Genomic DNA, 17237 nt, shown 5'->3' with positions numbered 1-17237 from the left:
AACTATTAGGAGGGGAGCCATGAAATCACATGTCCGAACATTACAGATCGCATTCACTTACATTGGCACCATTGTAGGAGCCGGATTCGCCACCGGACAAGAAATATTAAAATTCTTCACTCGTTACGGACACTGGGCAGTCCTGACCATCCTGCTCTCTACTATACTGTTTATATGGCTGGGTACGAAAATGATGGTCATCGCTCGGCGCATAGAAGCAGAGTCTTATGAAGACTTTAACCGACACCTCTTCGGCGACCAAGTCGGAAGCACCATCAGTTTGTTCACGATGGTCATCTTAATCGGTGTCAATAGTATTATGCTTGCAGGCGCGGGCGCTATTTTTCAAGAGCATCTTGGATTTCATTATCAAACAGGGCTAATACTCACGCTGGTTGGTTCTTATTTTCTGCTTAAACGGGGAATTTCCGGTATTCTGCAAATGAACAGTCTGATCGTCCCATTAATGCTTACGCTGTCACTCATCATTATTTTTAATACCTTTCAAATTCCAGGAGCTCAGCGGTTCTTATTCCTAGAAACGGATCGGACAATCTTTGGCGCTTGGATGTCGCCGTTGCTCTACACCGCCTTCAATCTAGGTATGGCTCAAGCCGTATTAGTTCCCATGGCTCGACATACTGATGAAGAAAAATCTCTTGTCTGGGGCGGTATTATTGGTGGTGCCGGAATCGGCTTTATGTTGATCGCCGCACATTTCGCGATGAGCTCCCAGATGCCTGATATTCTCCAATTTGAAATCCCTATGGGCAACATCGCCATCCGGTTGGGTACTGTAGTACAAACTATATATTTGTTGCTGATCTTTTTGGAGATCTTTAGCACTTTTGTCGCCGACATTTATGGTGTCACCATGCAGCTTAAACAACGAATTCCAGTTAAACCCGCATTGATTACGCCGATTCTGATGTTGGTCTGTTATTTACTGAGCCAATTTGGCTTTAGCTCTCTACTCTCCGTGTTCTACCCGATCTTCGGAGCTTTGTCGATGGTCTGGGCTGTCATGCTACTACGTACGCCATGGTCTACTCCACCACGTAGCGATTCTTCATCGGGTTCGAGTGGAAAAGGGAACAGCCTTGTATCCATAAAACCAGTTACACGGAAATAACTGCTGCTGTTGGAATGATTCGTGCTGCCGCTTCCGCCACATGCTTGTGACAGGTCATCATCACAATCTGGCGGGAGACCGACAGTTCACCAAGCAGTGAAAGCGCAGCATGAAGACGAGCCTCGTCAAAATTGACGAATAGATCATCGAACAGCAGTGGCAGCGATACTTGCCGAGACATCGTCTCTGCAAGTGCCAAGCGGATGGAAAGGTACAACTGTTCTGCCGTCCCACGGCTGAGCAGACCGCTGTCCAGCAGTCCAGCATCTTTGTGTTCCGCTTTTAGTTCTTTATGACCTAGAGTCATAACTACTCTTTTGTATTCCCCTTCGGTCAGCTTGGAGAAATAGTCAGATGCAAGCAAAAGTACCTGCGGTTGCTTCTCCTGTTCATAAATACGGCGGGTTCTTCCGATTAATTCAGCAGTTAATGCTGCTACCGCATACTTATCAGCCACGATTCGCAGAGCAGCTCTCTGCTCTTCCAATTGCTGAATAACAGAGTCCTCCATACAACGCTCTTTCAAATACTCCCTTTCCTGAAGCAGCTTTCCTCGTTGCTCCAGCAGGGTGTTCCACAGTTCTTCTTCCCGTTCAGCTAGGTCTTCAGCTGCCGTACGTTCCTTCTGGAGTGCAGAAGCATCATGATGATCTAATAATAACTGCAAGGCGTTAACTCGCTCATCCTCCCAGCCTCCAAACATGGCTAGCTCCCACTGGCGAATGAATTTATTCAGCTCACTACGCCGCTGTACAGCAGCCGATCTCCTTAAGAAATCCTCCCCGCCTGTTGCTCCGCCTTCGTGCAACAGGTGTTCACGCTGTTCTCTTAACTCACTTAATACCCTATGGCTCTCCTTAAGCTCTTCCAGAAGCTCTTGTAACCGTGACTGAATACCTTCCCGGCGAACCAGGTCCTTTTTCAGTTCATCCCAGGCTCTTTTTCGAAGTTCCAGCCAGCTTAGTAAAGTTAGTGCAGATCGTCGCTGTCCATCGTGCGGATCCATATCAAAGCTAGTTGCCGCTACGCCAGACTCGTCTAAAGGGTCAGTACCTGATTCATAAATGAGAGCAAGCAGCTCCTCCTCGAACACGTGACACTCATCTTCCAGCTCTTTCAGACGTACAGAGAGCTTATTCTCTTGGCGCAGCAGTTCGTTCCCCTGCTCCACCATAGCGAAGATATCCGGCAGCCCTTCCGGAGACAACCCTTCGGGCAATCTGCGCTCACGCAGCCATTCTTCATAGTGCTCAGCAGTTTGCGTAAAAGCCGTCTCTGCCAGGCTCATTTCTTCCGCGAGCAGCTTCTCTTGGCCTGCCAGCGTCTCCAGCTCCGTGCGGCAGGCATCCCGCTCGGCGGCATAGCGTTCAATGCGCTGCCGCCAAGCGGACCAAGCCTCCATGAGCCTGCGAAGCTCCCTCATGGAGGCTTCCAGCCCGCCTGCGTCAGGGCTGGACCCCGGGGCGGCCGATCGCCGCCCCGGCATGGCGCTCTCCGGCTCCGCCCCGGAGAGCAGCTGCCCCCGCAGCCGCAGCATCTCGGCTGCGGCTGTGCCCACGTCCCCGCCATGCACTGGCGGGGACGCTTCCGGCCGGCGCGCTCCGCTGAGGCCGGCCCAAAGGGCCAGATCGGCCGCGCCAAGCAGGCCGATCGCGAGCACTGCACTGACCGGCGGAGCACCGGTCAGCCACAGCGCTGTGGGCAGCAGCACGGTTAGTGCTGCCCCAGCCCACAGCAGGCGCCGGTAGAGCGCGGCCATGCGCTGCGCGCTAGGGACATCACTTCCGGCGCCGGGGCCGCGCTGCGGCCCTTCGCTGAGCTGTGCTTCGCGCCAGCGCTCGGCCGCCTGCTGCAGCTCGTCCCACAGCTGCAGCACTTCTCGGGCGCTGCGCGGAGCCAGCTGCGCAAAAGATTCGGCGCCGGTTGCGTGTTCACGCGCCAGCGCCCGTTCTGCTGCCTGCAGCGAAGCTGAGGCAGCGGCCAAGCGGGAGCGCAGCGTCTGCCGCGCTGCGCCCTCCGCTTCCATGCGGCGATCATAACTTGCGAACGCCGCCGCAAACCTCCGTGCAGCTTCACGATCCGCCGCTGCACCCGAAAATGCAGTCAGCTCTGCCGCGCTCCAGCTGACATCAATGCCTCGCAGAATTCGCTGCAAATGCTCATTCAGCGCGGTCAATTCACCTTCTAGCCGCTGTCTTTCCACTCGCAGGTTTTCATAGCTGCTCCGATGGCGATCCAGCCGCTCCAGGGCAGGCCCTTGCGCTGTTAACAACGCATTCGGCGGATTCTGCTCCAGCTCAGCCGTAAGCTCACTTTGCAGACGTTCATAACGAGTTACTGCTCCCTGAGCATTCCGAATTTCACCTTCAAGTGCCTGATAGCGAATCGCTCCATCTTCAGGAAAGGTTGTAATCGCTGGCAGGTCCTGCAGCTCGAGCTGCGCATCGCTCCATTTTAACCACAATTCACGAACATCCTGAGCTTTGCGAAGCATCACGAGCTTGTCTCCAGTAAGCTTACGTTGTTGTTCCAGTTGATCTAGCTCAGATTCCGTAACCTTTAATGCTGCTATATTACCGTTATAACGTGGAAGATAAGAGCGGCTCTCCGCCATCTGACGCTCTAGTTTCTCAATAGCCTGAACGATTTTAGCAGCTTCCTGTAGCTTGCCCCGAGGTTTATACAGCTTCTCAGCTTCCTGTACCAATCGGCGTTCCGCACGCATGATCGTTCCACCACCGCCCATACCCGCGTGAAAGAGAAAGCTGCCCATCTCTTCTGATTGAAGCGCAGCAAGCTCCTGCAGTTCATCGAGAGAGACCGCGAACAATTGATGGAACATGCTCCGAGAGATACCACCAAGCAAAAGACGCTCCATTTCAGCTTGCCCTAGCTCTTGCGTTGTTCCATTCGGATGGTTAACCGTGATGTTCAGTTTCTCATTTCTTCCTGAGCCTTCACCACCAGTTGTATGGCGACGAATGGTCCACAGGGCACCATTACTATCACGTGCCTTCAGTATTCCCCCATGTAATCCGCCTTGCATAGGTTCATACCTCTCCGTAGGGTTACCACGACTTGGAATTCCAAACAGCATGGAGCGAATAAACTGTAACGTCGTGCTTTTTCCTGCTTCATTACGTCCATAGAGTATAGTAACTCCTTCCGATAGTTCAATCTCTCGGTTATGCAAACGTCCGAAGCCATGGATCTGCAAATGTTCAATTCTCATCTTCTGGAGCACCCTCCATTCCACCGAGCATGGTGATTCCCTGTTCCGCTGCACTACGAAGCCAACTTAACTTCTCCTCTTGACTTGTCACCGAGAGTAGCTGTCGCAGCTCCTGATTCTCCATGAGCGGCTTAAGCGCACTATTTATTAATTCTTCAAGCGCTTCTGCTGAATGTTCCGTACGCTCTGTAATTCGCAGCATTTCTCCAAGAAAGCTATCCTCCTCTAATAACCGTTCACGGTCAATAGCTAACCCGGATTCTACAGCGAATCCTTCCACCCAGACAAGTCCCTTATAATCTTTTCGCTCAGCCCGAACCGCCTCACGGCGCTGGAGTTCAGACAGCAGATCCTCTACCGCTCCTTTTTCAGCTAATACTTTATGTACGTCCCCGCGTCCGATCAGACGAAATCTGACCACTGACATCAGCTCCGGGAGTTCCTCCCTGATATCGTCAATCACCTGCTCCACCCTTTGTATCCATTCCGCTTCATTACTCAATCCCTCAATGGACAGATCCCGTACCTGCCAGCGAACATAATCAAGCTCATGAAACTGGGGCGTGGCACTTCCAGCCTCATCAACATCCACAACATAACAACCCTTTGGTCCGGTTTCCTTAATGCTACGTCCTTGTATATTGCCCGGGTATATAATCGCCGGTTTTTCATGCAATACACTACGTTTATGGATATGTCCAAGTGCCCAATAATCAAAACCCCGTTCGATTAGGTCCCTGCGACTGCAAGGAGAATACGTCTCGTGCAGCAAATCACCGTCTACATTCCCATGCAGCATAGCAATATGAAACAGACTGCTGCCAGGCTTTCGAGAAAAGGTCACTGCAGTGTTGTCCGTAACTTTCGCAGTCGGATAGGAGATTCCACTAACAATAGCTACTTCTTGACCATCTTTGCGACGGTAAGCCGTGGCGAGATCTGGCTTCTCTCCTCCAAACACGGTAACATGCCTGGGCATTTCTGTAGTCAGACGCAATCCGTCAAGTGGATCATGGTTGCCATGGATCAGAAACACATGTATTCCTTGCTGACCCAGTTCCTTGAGTGCTTCCTGAAATCGCAGTTGACCCTGTAAGGAAGCGTCAGAAACATCGTATACATCTCCACTGATGACGATAAAATCAACATTCTCTTGGATGGCAACGCGGACAAGCCGCCCAAGGGCGGCGAAGGTCGACTCACGTAAATAAGAACGAATGGCTGGCGAAATATGCGCCAGCCCAGCAAAACGGCTATCCAGATGTAAGTCAGCAGCATGTAGAAATCGAAATGGAATCATAGCTGCTCACCCCTTCGTTCCTGAGGGATACTGTAAGTATGTCTTTTTAAGTTCATTAGCGACACGAGTCAGCGAATACAAGCTTTTCGCTTTATCCCAAGCTGAACGAGAAAGCTCATAACGATAAGCCGGATCAGATATCACCTTCTCTAAAGCGTCAGCAAGAGCAATCTCATCATCAGGACTGACGAGCAGGCCATTCACACCATCTTCAATCTGCTCTGGTATCCCGCCTACATTCGTCCCAACTAAAGCCAAGCAGCTAAGCGCTGCTTCTGCAAATACCGATCCGAAGGCCTCCGCCCGAGAAGGCAGCACGAAAATATCAAAGAAAGGCATGAATTCTTCCGGATGGAGCGTATATCCATAAAAAATCGTTTCATTATAAATCCCTAATTGCTTAGCCATGTTTTCCAAATCCGCACGGGAAGGTCCATCTCCAATAATATGCAGTACATATTCATGGCCGCGATTTTTAAGCTCAGCACAGGCCTTGAGTAAAGTATCAATTCCTTTGGCTGGAACTAGACGTGTCACAGTCACTAACTGTGGTACAGCGTTGTCATGCGGGACTGGCTTAAACCTTTTCTCATCAAAACCATTCGGTATTACTCCTATATTAGAAGGATCTAGAATATAAGGCGCCACATACTCTGCAAAAGCTTGCGACACAGTCATTAACCGATCACTAACATGCTCAAGTTCGCGGTATAGCGAAACTAGAAACTGATGTTCCAGCCCACCTTCAGAAATAGCTCCATTCAGAATCAGCTCTCGCTCATAACTGGAATGTAAGGTTTGAATTAACGGAGTATTTGGAAATACTTTTTTCATTGCTAGACCAGCAATTGGATGATGGGAATGGATAAGATCATATGTCTTGCTCATTCGTAGTTTAGTCCACCATAGATAATCACGGTAGGTCTGAATATATTTCTGAACGATCTGACTTTCCCCAAACTGGGTCCAATCAAAGGTCTCGAATATGACTTCTTCATGTCCCTTGTTGCGAATCCGCTTAGGTAACCAAAACAAATCCATCTCCCAGCGGCTTGAACGGAACCTTTCCTGAAGATAAGGGATCATGGACGATACACCACCGGGTTGCTCCGGCGGGAAGAAGAGCGCTTGCAGCAAATTCATATGGTACATCCCCTTTACAATTGCCTTACGTACAGTAAGACTTGGCAATTATGATATAGTTGTGTATATGTAGAATTTCAGGTACGATTACGTTCCCCATACCTTGATTTTATCGGTATAAACATGAAACAGCAACTAAGAAAAAGGAGAATGATCTATGAAGGAAGAACAGCTGCCTGCCTCTTACACCGCATATATACAAGAAATGCTGGGGCAAGAGGCAAATGCTTTTCTAGAAAGTTATTCAGCTCCACGAACGCAGGGACTTCGCTTTAATCCATTGAAAAGTATCTCAGATTCAGGTCAAGTCGCAGTAGAACGCACAGTCTCACAGTTTGATCTGAAACCTATCCCATGGTGCCCTGATGGTTATTATTATGAAGAGCCCGCTCGACCAGGCAGGCACCCTTACCATGCTGCTGGACTATATTATATTCAGGAGCCTTCCGCAATGTCCGCAGCTGAACTGCTGGCACCTAAACCCGGTGAAACCGTCCTCGACCTTGCAGCAGCTCCAGGGGGTAAAACTACGCATATCGCTGGTTTAATGCAAGGACAAGGCCTCTTAATTTCTAATGAAATCCATCCAGAGCGCGCAAAAATTCTTGCAGAGAACGTAGAACGTTTAGGCATTAAGAATACCCTCGTAACCTGTGCAACGCCAGAGCAGCTGTCTTCGCGCTTTCCACTTGCTTTTGACCGAATTATGCTGGATGCTCCTTGCTCAGGAGAAGGCATGTTTCGAAAAGATCCAAATGCCGTTCAAGAGTGGTCTCCTGACCATGTGGTTATGTGTGCGGCGAGACAATGGGACATCCTGCAAGACGCCTACCTTATGCTTAAGCCTGGGGGGACTCTAGCCTACTCTACTTGCACCTTTAACCGTCAAGAGAATGAGGAGATCATTGCCCGATTGACGGATCGTTACCCCGATATGGAGTTACTTACCCACAAGCGCCTTTGGCCACATTTAGAAAAAGGCGAAGGCCACTTTGTTGCACTCCTACGTAAGCACAGTGTTACCGAAAACGACGTTAACGATGACGTCAAACGCAGCACCAAAAAGCGTCGAAGCAAAAGCAACCCAAAAATAAATTCTTCCGTTCGCGATGCATACCAGTTATTCCAAGACTGGGCTTCGTTAGAGCTTCCTGGTTTCTCATATCAAGGCGTCCCTCTGCTGTTCGGAGAATCCCTATATTTACTGCCTGAATCCTTTAATGGCAACCTCCATATTGGGCTGCTGGATGGTTTGCGTATTCCTCGTGCCGGGCTACATATTGCCCATTTGAAGAAAAATCGGATTGAACCCGCTCACGCCCTAGCGATGGCGATTCAGCACACACAAGTAACACGTAGTTTTGATCTCAGTAGTGGGGGGCTGGAAATACATGCTTGGCTCCGGGGAGAAAGCTTACCAGTGCCGGTGGAATTACATGGATGGACACTTGTAACTTTAGATGGATTGCCGATAAGTTGGGGCAAAGCAAGTGCAGGCCAACTTAAGAATCATCTTCCTAAAGGACTTCGCATCTTAAAAGCCCATATTGACGAGCAATAGGCCATAGACCAGTACATCCAGTCCACTTTGGCATATGATGTCATTATCTCAGAAAGCTGCGACACCCGCCGCAGCACTTGAGAACAAAGACATATGGTAAGGAGGAATTAACATGGGTGAATTTCATGGAGGAGCCTTCACTTCGACTGGAGCGATCTTGGTACTTTTTATCTTGCTCGTAATCATTTCCCGTTCGTTGTTCGTTTAATACCAATCCGGCTAATTAGACGGTGAAATTAAAGCGGCTGTGTCGTCCTTTGTAGGGCGGTGCGGCCGCTTTATTTCTTTCCAGCATAACATCTCCATTTGTTGTTCTCGTGAATATTTACCGTTTGAAAGCCAACTTTCCGAAATAACTGATCTATCTCTTCGTTTTTTGTGTATTGTTTCATGTGATAATTGATTTTATAGACCTCAGAAATAATAACAAACGTTCCGCCTGTCTTCAGCACCCTAAACACTTCACTTATATTTTGTTCAAGATCTGGCCAGAAATAATGCGTCTGAATAGCCGTGATCGTCCCGAAAAATCCATCATTGAACGGTAAAGCCGATACGTCTCCCTGACTAATCTTCACCTTACCTGCGGCAACAGCCTTATTGTTTTTTTGATTGGATGTCTCCACAGCTTGCTGAGAATAATCTATGCCGTAGATTTCCTGATATTTATTATGTTTTGCAAGCATATGTATAGTTTGACCGCCACCACAGCCTATGTCCAAAATAGGTGCGTTGTTCATCACTTCTATTTTTTTAAGCCCCCACGTTGTTATGCTGGAATGTGCCCGGTTCATGATCTTGATCATGATATTCCCCACGAATCCTCTCGGGTTCTTGGCTTGATCGATCAGTGCATTCAATAATCCCATATTTGTACCTCCCAATCAATTGGACAAACCAGCAGCCTGATCACTTGATATATGTTCCGTAAGATTTTCAGCTGTAACTACCCACTTATCTACTTGATATTCTATTTTATGAATACTTGTATATGAAGTCGGGAAATGGGCATTCTTATTGGTCCACGTTAGCCCTTTTAAAATATGATAAATAATATTAATTACGCCACCATGCGTAACCACAAATACATTTTCTTTTGGATCAGTACTCTCCAGTTCATTACATAGTTTTGAGAAACTTGTATTAATTCGCGTAAAAAAATCCTGTGGGTTCTCTCCTCCTGGAAATCTCTCATCCATTCTTAATTCTGAGAAATAGAGACCCGGGTATCGTTCATTTGCAATTTCATGGGGCATTCCAGCGATTACACCATTGTTCGTTTCTCTCCAAGACTGACTGCTTTCAACAGGCAAGCTTAGCGCTCTGGCGATCTCATTTGCTGTATCTAACGCACGCTGCAAATCACTGCTAAGGATACGAGTGATGTTAAAGCTAGACTGATTTTCCTTAAGATAACAACCAAGTCGTTCGGCTTGTCTATAGCCCTCTACTACAAGTCCACGTTGACTCCAACCCCCACGATAGCCTTCATCATCTATTCCATGCCGTATAAAATATATAGTCATCGATTGTACACCTCCCAAAAAAGATTATTTTGCATTATACTTCGAGATCGCTTGTTTTTGAAGTTGATCCCACTGGGGCGTCGCAATGTTTGCTTGTTGTTTCAACTTATCAAACGAATTAAACAAAGCTGCAATTTCGCTGAAAGAACCATCTACAAATTTCATAAAGGGTAATTTATGAATTATTTTCAGACCATAGTATACACCCTGTTTATGTTTTCGAATAAAGTCAACTTGACCTGCTGGAGTGATCGTATAGTCTAGCTTCTCCATCATTTGAAACCCTTCGTCCATTACTGAAATGGCTTGTTTTAATAGCTTCTTATCTTTAGATACCTTTTTCAAATCCCCGTCATGAAGATAATTAAGGGAGTTCAAAGCCACTATAGGCACGATATGACTTTTGAGCCAAGCATCCATATCCTCATGATAAGTTAGCTTATACTTAGCGTTCTCAAACGCTTTTTCCAGTAAGAGTTTTATTGGGATCTCACCGTCAAGACTGCCAAGTACCATTTGCCCACCTGCATGTATTTTGATAACTCGACCGCTCGCTTCACGAATTCCTGCGCTAAGCTGAAATCCAAAGAGTATATTTTTTCTTACATCGCTCATTTCCTGAAGATCCTTTTGCATTTCGTGAGCATCGCCATTATTACCCACAAGAATTATATTCTGACTCTGATTTTTAGCTAAAATAGGTAATACGGCCGGAAAATCATTGTATTTCATAACAACAAAAATAAGATCATAGTGATCATCCGGTTGAAGCTCTGAGATGACTTTTACAGAATCCATAGTGTTTTTACATTGAAAATAATGGCGAAGTACAAGACCGTCTTTCGTCAATTGCTCTGCACGCTTCCCTCTGGCAAGCACTGTGACATCGTTTCCCCCACGCACCAGGACATGTGCAAGATAGCTGCCTAAAACTCCCGCTCCGAAAACTAATATTCTCATATCTAACTCCTCTATCCCTTTTTAGACATTTGTTGAATTTCGATCATCTGTTCGATAAAATCAGATTATCACATCTCCGGTAGGGTTCAATCGTTAGTTTGATCGGTTTTGTTGATTTTTCAACAAAATACAATACATTGTTTAATAAAAAGGGAGTATTACCATGGATAGAAGAATTAAAAAAAACCAAACAGCCATCATGAATGCATTAATTCAACTAATGGCTGAAAAAGATTTTGAAAAAATAACGATTAACGAAATCGCAGAGCGCGCTGATGTAAACCGCGGAACGATTTATTCCCATTATGCGGATAAATATGATCTGATGGATAAATGCCTGGCGGCTCAGCTCCAGCAACTAATCGAAAGCTGCTCCGCAGTGGAGGATGAAACCGACCCCAATCCCTCTAAGACATCATTACTCCGCACACTGGAACAATTGGAGGAGAATGCTCTCTTTTATAAGACTTTATTAAGAAACAAAGCTTTGCTCTCCTTTAGAAACCAATTACAAGATATGATAAATAATCAAATCAAAACACAATTCTTAGAAAACAATTTAAACCTAGATAAGTTAAGTAAGGATATATCCGTACAATTTTTGAGTTCGGCGACTGTCGGAGTGATTGAATGGTGGTTTACCCATAGTAATCCTTGTTCTGCAAAAGAAATTACTGAAAAGTTATGGTCAATGCTAGATCTGAATCTGCAAATGATCCGTTCTCAAGCTTGAAAATATTATCCCATATCCATCTCATAAATGGAGCTGATGATCTTTTCAATTTGGATCTCCTTAATGGATATATCAAGAATCTCTACCTTTTCACTAAGAATATGAAGAAACTCACCCATTTTACACTGCTCGGTATCGATCTCTAATTCCACTTCGTAATCCGATATTCTTTCTGATATCAGAGTCCCAGGCAGGTCAATATCTCCAATCGTTGTAGCTGCAGAAAGCCTGACCACTTTTTTAGCGCCTAAATGAAGTCGAAGTTCGGAGAACTTATCGTCATATACTTTTTTACCTTGATGAATAATTAGTACTCTTTGCACCAAACGCTCCACATCTTCCAAGTCATGTGTCGTTAGAATAAATGTGGTGCCTTCCTGATTCATTTGCTTAATGAATTCTCTGATTCTTTGTTTAGCTATAACATCCAGCCCGATCGTCGGCTCATCCAAAAAAACCACTGGCGGAGAATGAAGCATTGCCATAATAAACTCGCATTTCATTCGTTCTCCCAGTGAAAGGGTGCGCGTAGGCTTAGTGATAATATCACCAATCTCAAACATGCTAACAAATCGGTCTAGTCTTGTACGAAAGTCATTCGTAGGAATATCATAAATTTCCTTATTCATATAAAAGCTATCCAAAGGAGGAATGTCCCATATTAACTGAGATTTCTGTCCGAACAACACTCCGATTTGCTTTACATATTGATTTTTCTGCTTATGAGGGTTGTATCCTAGAACATTTATTTCTCCTGATGTAGGATAGAGAACGCCTGTCAGCATTTTAATAGTCGTAGATTTACCTGCACCGTTTGGCCCCAGAATGCCAATGATCTCTCCTTTTCCAACACTGAACGAAAGATCTTCTACAGAGGTGATAATCGATTTTTCACGGTGAAACAGACTTTTAAATACGCTTTTTGCATCTTGTCCACGGTGATACGTTTCATATTGCTTAGTTAAATTCTTGACGGTAATAATGTCCAATGTAATTCTCCTTCATACAAATTCATCCTCCGGCACTTTTGTAACTACGAAGCATGTACGTATAGAGCCAAATTCCGAAGGCCGCAAATAACACACAAGGGATAATCGCTATAAAAAAATAAGCTTCCCATCGTCCAAGCAGTGTAGATGCAGGAAAGTAAGCAATCATGGAAACCGGAAAAAGAAAAGAACTCACGGCTACGACTGCTTTAGGGAAAATCGTCCCTGGATAGCGTCCAAAAGACTTAATGCTCTCAAACATCTCCGGCAGGCGGGAATTCGCCACCCATTTGAAGGAAATCGCTGCAACAATGAGCGCCACGCCAAACATGACAAGCAGCCCTGCTCCAAACAATAACAGGAACAATAACCAAGAGCTGAAGGTCATCCCATCGATTCCGCTAAGTGCGTAAACGAACATGACTACTCCTCCACCTAAAAGCCCGATACTTTCGAACTCAAAAGATCTGGCCAACAGCAGAAAAAGGCTCGAGGTTGGTTTAATTAATACCACTTCCAGCGTTCCTTCCACTACATGGGACATCGTATTCCACATGATTCCGTTAAAAAAAATCCCGGCACAAGCCGTAGACAAAATGAAAACGGATTGAATTAATAGTGCCTCTTTAAAGGTCCATCCTTCAAATGAAGCATTCGAATTATAGATGAACACCGTTACTAGGGGAAACAATACATTCCCTATGAGCATGATAAGGCTATTAAGAATAAAATTAACGCGATAGGTGATCGCAGAAGCAATATTCGCCTTCATACAAGTTTTGTATATTAGATACATACGTTTCATGCGCCCACCCCCGTAAAATGCTTAAGCGATACCGCATACAACACCCGGCAGACTATTCCGGCAATAATAACGGCTACAAGCTGCAACAACAAAACTTGGGGAATAGGTAAGGTTATATCAGCTAAAGTATAGCTACCTGTATAGACCATTGCAGGCAGAAAGGTCGTATATTGAAACGGTAAGAAAAAGGAAGCCATCTGTAAGGACTTTGGAAAAAAGACTAATGGAATCAGTGATCCTGAGAATATCCCCTCACAAAGACTAAAAAAGTTACGAATACTGGAGGATTGCACCATCCAAAAGGCCACCATTCCAATACTATAGTGGATGAAAAAATTCATCATGAACGCCATAGCTATCGATAGCATTGCGTATAGTAAATTTGCGGGTAAAACATCAATATGAAAAATAAAGAAGAAGATCATAAAGCAGGGTATAAATTCAAATAGAAGCCCAAGTACCCTATGCCCTGCCTTCTGAGACAATGCATAGAACATATGATTCATTGGTCTTAAAGAGAACGTAATGAATTTCCCGGTGCGAATGAGCATTTGCAAGTTCCAATCGGCAAAATCCATGGTCAAGTAGTTGATCAACATCGTAGCGCAAAAATAAGAGAGCATCTGAGAGAGCGACATCCCGTTAATAGAGGATTCTCCGCTATAAACAGCGCTCCATATATAATACTGCACTAAAAAATATACCGGGCCTACAAAAATAGAAACCATCGAATGCGTTCTGTACGCACTCCATTCCTTATAAGTAACAAAAGCAACCGCTCTCATAACGCGAAAGCGGTGCTTTATCTTCTCAAACATAAGTCACATCCTGCCTATCTTTGATATCTCACAACATATAATCTTATTCTTATTCGAGTCCGGACCAGATCACATTGTTTGTACCGAAAATCCCTCTACCGTCCCATATATTTTTATGAAAAGGGATATACCAAACGGCAATCAGCTTTTCTACCGGATCAACGACCAAAGAACAAGACCCCCATCCTTCGTGAAAAAAAGTGCCTTCAGAATAAGATGTACTTTCATTATATCGAAGGTCTGGCCCAAGACCATATGGTCTATCCGCTCCTCCATCTCCCCATGCGTAGTTTGGAAGTTTTTCAGAATTGAACCGCTTGGTCATTCTCTGAACAGCCATCCGACTTAAGATATGACCACCTTCGTATTCCCCATGGTTAAGCAGCATGATTCCGAACTTTTGTAGATCATTAACGGTTGAATACAGTCCCCCACCAGTTCCGGGAGTCTTGATTTCTTCCTCAGACCTTTGTTCTTCATCCGTAATTTCCCCGTTTTGCAGCTTCAGAAGATATTCCTTGGCTTCTTCCGAACGAATAGCGATCCTACCAGCTTTCTCAGGCGGTATATCAAAGAAAGTATCTGTCATGCCTAACGGTTTTACAATGTTGTCCATTATGTAATCTTCTGCAAAAACACCTGTTATTTTCTCAATAATTGCACCAAGAACCACGTATCCGAACGATGAATACATCCATTGAGTCCCTACCGGAAAACGAATGCCATAGGAAAGTCCAGCTTTAATCCAGTTTTCTTTTCCAAGCTCTGATTCATAAATATACCACCATGCACTTTTATAGTAGGTATCACTTATAGTGCCATGATCAGGTGCGATGCCGGAGGTATGAGTCAGTAAATGAGCAATTGTAATCGGCTTAAAAGGATCGGCATCAAACTCCGGAAGAATAGAACTAACTGGTTGTCCCATAAAAATTTTGCCATCATCTGCCAGCTGCCAGATCGCTATTGCCGTAAACAGCTTGGTAATAGAAGCGATTCGAAAAATTGTATCCGTTTTTAATTCTTGGTCGCTATCTTCTTCGTAACTGAAGCGTCCCCCCGCTCCATTAGCAAATATTTTTCCATAACGACTAAGAGAATAAATATAGCCATCTGCTACTTTCTTATTACAGAGATCCTCATAAAAATGATTAAGTGCCTCTAAACGGTCCTCCCTATAATTCGCTTCGTGCAGCTTGCTAAGCTCTGTAGTTGATAACATCATTCACACTCCTCTAGTATTCTATGAAAAGCCATGTCAATTCTCAAAAATGTAATATATTGCTTATTAATAATACCTTTTCAGTACTATTGTTACAACAAAATCTAACGAACTGGAAGGTCAACTTTATATTTAACTATTCTATACTGATCTCACTTCAATATGTATGGTTTGCGTCTTCTATAACCTTAAGAGGAGCCCGGTTTAACCGTCAGCTCCTCAGGAAGGTAAATTTATCTGCGTGGCATGGTAACGCCTACTTTGTTATTATACTTTTCTGTAGCTTCTTTGATGACATCGTTGCCGCCTTTGGAAAGCCACTCTTCTACAACCTTCGGCCAGTCGCTGATAGGCTCCTTCCCATATACCATCTTTACCATATGCGTCAGCAGCACCGGAGGAGCAGTGTCCGAGTTAGGTGCAATGTCTGGATTCTTCACCAAGGCATCAAGCCGCGGGTCGAATTGAATTCCATCACGGCCTTCATTAGCCAGAATAGTATCATATACATTGATCAAGCTTCTGCCTTCTTCTGTCGTATTAAGGGCACCCTTGTTATACGTAGTATCCTGCACCAACCAGAGGAAAGACTGACGGTAACGCTCCTCATCTACAGCAACGGAATCCGTAGGAGAAGTGTATACGATTTTGCCGTTCTCTTCCTTATAGGTTTCATCCTTGATCCCAAAGGTAAAGAAGGTTTCTGCCTCTTCACTCAGCATCCAGTCAAAAAATTTCACAATATCCGCAGCATTCTTCGTCCCCTCTTTGATAAAGTAGGTGCGCGTAGCGGAGCCGTACAAATAGGAACCCCCTTTTCCGTCAGGTCCAACTGGCGAAGCAATAATCTCCAGCTTGGCGGATGGCGTTGAAGCCTTCAATTGCTGCTCCCATTGTAGAAGTTCGTTTGCATTCATCGTCCACATACCGGCTTTGCCTGAGAGGATCGCATTTTTGTAGTTGGTCGGGTTAATGGTGGCAAATTCCTTGTTGATCAAACCCTCTGTATACATGGTGTTGTAGGTTTGTAACGCCTTCATCATATTTTCGCTATCCATAAACTTCGGCTGAACCTGGCCGTTTACTTCCTCGAACATAGTCAGATACGGAAAAACATCATAAGCGCCAAAGAAAGCATCCGCATATTTGAAGTCTTGACGGCCCATGTACGGGTTCTCTATCCCCAGCTTTTTGAAGGCACGCAACACAGTCAAGTACTCATCGACCGTTTTTGGAACCTGCAAGCCGGTTTGATCCAGCAGGTCCTTGCGAATCCAAGTCGCCCGGCGGGAAGGATTGGACAGAAACTCCGGTATTGCATAAATTTTTCCTTGATAGGTGACGTTCTCCCAAGCTTCCTTTGGGATTACTTTCAAAAGGTTCTGGCCGTTTTGCTGCAGCAGATCATCCAAGGGCATGAACACACCAGCTTCAACAGAACCAGCCATCTCCTTGCCATTTACGCCGCCCGAGCCTTGAACGACATCCGGTATATCATTAGTAGCGAACATCTGCACCATTTTCTGCTCGAACTCTTTATGAGGAACCAACACAATATCCAAGTCTGTGTTTGTCATCTCCTCCAGCTTTTTCACCCATTTGTCCTTATTCAAGTCGGGTGATTTCTCAACATAGTTAAAAGCCAGCGTCCGCATCGAGATCGAGAATTCAGTTTTCTGCGGCGTATTTGATGCGCCTCCGGCAGTCTCTTCTTTGTCCTTGTTCGAGCAACCTGCAATAACGGTAGCACCCATTACGATAGCCAGACAGATGCCAATCCATTTTTTCATAATATAACCCTCTCCTTGTACAATGG

General features: G+C 45.4%; 15 protein-coding genes. 4 read left to right on the top strand and 11 right to left on the bottom strand.

Going from position 1 to position 17237, the window contains the following annotated elements; translation table 11 throughout:
- Window positions 1-19: 19 nt before the first annotated feature.
- Window positions 20-1132, top strand: coding sequence for a YkvI family membrane protein (locus NST34_RS10365; protein ID WP_042186895.1), 1113 nt, complete (start codon window positions 20-22; stop codon window positions 1130-1132).
- Here the strand turns inward: NST34_RS10365 and NST34_RS10360 are convergent.
- The 3 genes from NST34_RS10360 to NST34_RS10350 are packed head-to-tail and all read right to left on the bottom strand — an operon-like array spanning window position 1119 to window position 6807.
- On the bottom strand, window positions 1119-4364 hold the full coding sequence (locus NST34_RS10360) for an AAA family ATPase (protein ID WP_341127692.1): 3246 nt from the start codon (window positions 4362-4364) through the stop codon (window positions 1119-1121). The genes NST34_RS10365 and NST34_RS10360 overlap by 14 nt on opposite strands.
- Complete coding sequence (locus NST34_RS10355) at window positions 4354-5664, bottom strand: metallophosphoesterase family protein (RefSeq protein ID WP_341127691.1); 1311 nt, start codon at window positions 5662-5664, stop codon at window positions 4354-4356. The genes NST34_RS10360 and NST34_RS10355 overlap by 11 nt, the downstream gene beginning before the upstream one ends.
- 6 nt (window positions 5665-5670) lie before the next feature.
- Window positions 5671-6807, bottom strand: a complete 1137-nt coding sequence (locus NST34_RS10350; RefSeq protein WP_042186889.1) for a glycosyltransferase family 4 protein — start codon at window positions 6805-6807, stop codon at window positions 5671-5673.
- 157 nt (window positions 6808-6964) lie between these two features.
- Here NST34_RS10350 and NST34_RS10345 point away from each other — a divergent pair, with 157 nt between their 5' ends.
- Both NST34_RS10345 and NST34_RS10340 read left to right on the top strand, forming a co-directional pair.
- Window positions 6965-8368: an RsmB/NOP family class I SAM-dependent RNA methyltransferase gene (locus tag NST34_RS10345; protein ID WP_076283138.1), complete on the top strand. Its 1404-nt coding sequence runs from the start codon at window positions 6965-6967 to the stop codon at window positions 8366-8368.
- A gap of 112 nt (window positions 8369-8480) precedes the next feature.
- Window positions 8481-8576, top strand: a complete 96-nt coding sequence (locus NST34_RS10340) for a sporulation protein YjcZ (protein WP_197069771.1) — start codon at window positions 8481-8483, stop codon at window positions 8574-8576.
- A gap of 70 nt (window positions 8577-8646) precedes the next feature.
- On the opposite strand, the gene NST34_RS10335 is transcribed toward NST34_RS10340, so the two are convergent.
- The 3 genes from NST34_RS10335 to NST34_RS10325 are packed head-to-tail and all read right to left on the bottom strand — an operon-like array spanning window position 8647 to window position 10854.
- Window positions 8647-9237, bottom strand: a complete 591-nt coding sequence (locus NST34_RS10335) for a class I SAM-dependent methyltransferase (RefSeq protein ID WP_076283139.1) — start codon at window positions 9235-9237, stop codon at window positions 8647-8649.
- Window positions 9238-9252: 15 nt separating this feature from the next.
- Window positions 9253-9894: a histidine phosphatase family protein gene (locus NST34_RS10330; RefSeq protein WP_341127690.1), complete on the bottom strand. Its 642-nt coding sequence runs from the start codon at window positions 9892-9894 to the stop codon at window positions 9253-9255.
- Between the two features lie 24 nt (window positions 9895-9918).
- Window positions 9919-10854 carry a ketopantoate reductase family protein gene (locus NST34_RS10325; protein ID WP_341127689.1) on the bottom strand — a complete coding sequence of 312 codons (936 nt, stop codon included), beginning with the start codon at window positions 10852-10854 and terminating at the stop codon, window positions 9919-9921.
- A gap of 163 nt (window positions 10855-11017) precedes the next feature.
- On the opposite strand from NST34_RS10325, the gene NST34_RS10320 reads away from it, so the two are divergent.
- Window positions 11018-11587: a TetR/AcrR family transcriptional regulator gene (locus NST34_RS10320; RefSeq protein WP_076283142.1), complete on the top strand. Its 570-nt coding sequence runs from the start codon at window positions 11018-11020 to the stop codon at window positions 11585-11587.
- A 5-nt stretch (window positions 11588-11592) separates the two neighbouring features.
- Here NST34_RS10320 and NST34_RS10315 read toward each other — a convergent pair whose 3' ends face one another.
- The 5 genes from NST34_RS10315 to NST34_RS10295 all read right to left on the bottom strand — a co-directional run bounded on the left by NST34_RS10315 (window position 11593) and on the right by NST34_RS10295 (window position 17211).
- Entirely contained in the window at window positions 11593-12576 is a 984-nt protein-coding gene (locus tag NST34_RS10315) for an ABC transporter ATP-binding protein (RefSeq protein ID WP_231573419.1), read from the bottom strand.
- Window positions 12577-12598: 22 nt separating this feature from the next.
- Window positions 12599-13348, bottom strand: a complete 750-nt coding sequence (locus tag NST34_RS10310) for an ABC transporter permease (protein ID WP_339802457.1) — start codon at window positions 13346-13348, stop codon at window positions 12599-12601.
- Window positions 13349-13377: 29 nt separating this feature from the next.
- On the bottom strand, window positions 13378-14199 hold the full coding sequence (locus tag NST34_RS10305; RefSeq protein WP_149643976.1) for an ABC transporter permease: 822 nt from the start codon (window positions 14197-14199) through the stop codon (window positions 13378-13380).
- A gap of 49 nt (window positions 14200-14248) precedes the next feature.
- The gene (locus tag NST34_RS10300; protein ID WP_341127688.1) at window positions 14249-15424 is read right to left on the bottom strand and encodes a serine hydrolase domain-containing protein; all 1176 of its coding nucleotides are present in this window, start codon (window positions 15422-15424) and stop codon (window positions 14249-14251) included.
- A gap of 230 nt (window positions 15425-15654) precedes the next feature.
- Window positions 15655-17211: an extracellular solute-binding protein gene (locus tag NST34_RS10295; protein ID WP_076283146.1), complete on the bottom strand. Its 1557-nt coding sequence runs from the start codon at window positions 17209-17211 to the stop codon at window positions 15655-15657.
- Window positions 17212-17237 lie beyond the last annotated feature (26 nt).

The sequence above is a fragment of the Paenibacillus sp. FSL H7-0714 genome, assembly GCF_038003765.1.
Taxonomy (GTDB): domain Bacteria; phylum Bacillota; class Bacilli; order Paenibacillales; family Paenibacillaceae; genus Paenibacillus_AQ.
The sequence above is the reverse complement of the archived record's forward strand: the minus strand, read 5'-3'. Positions and strand labels throughout refer to the sequence as shown.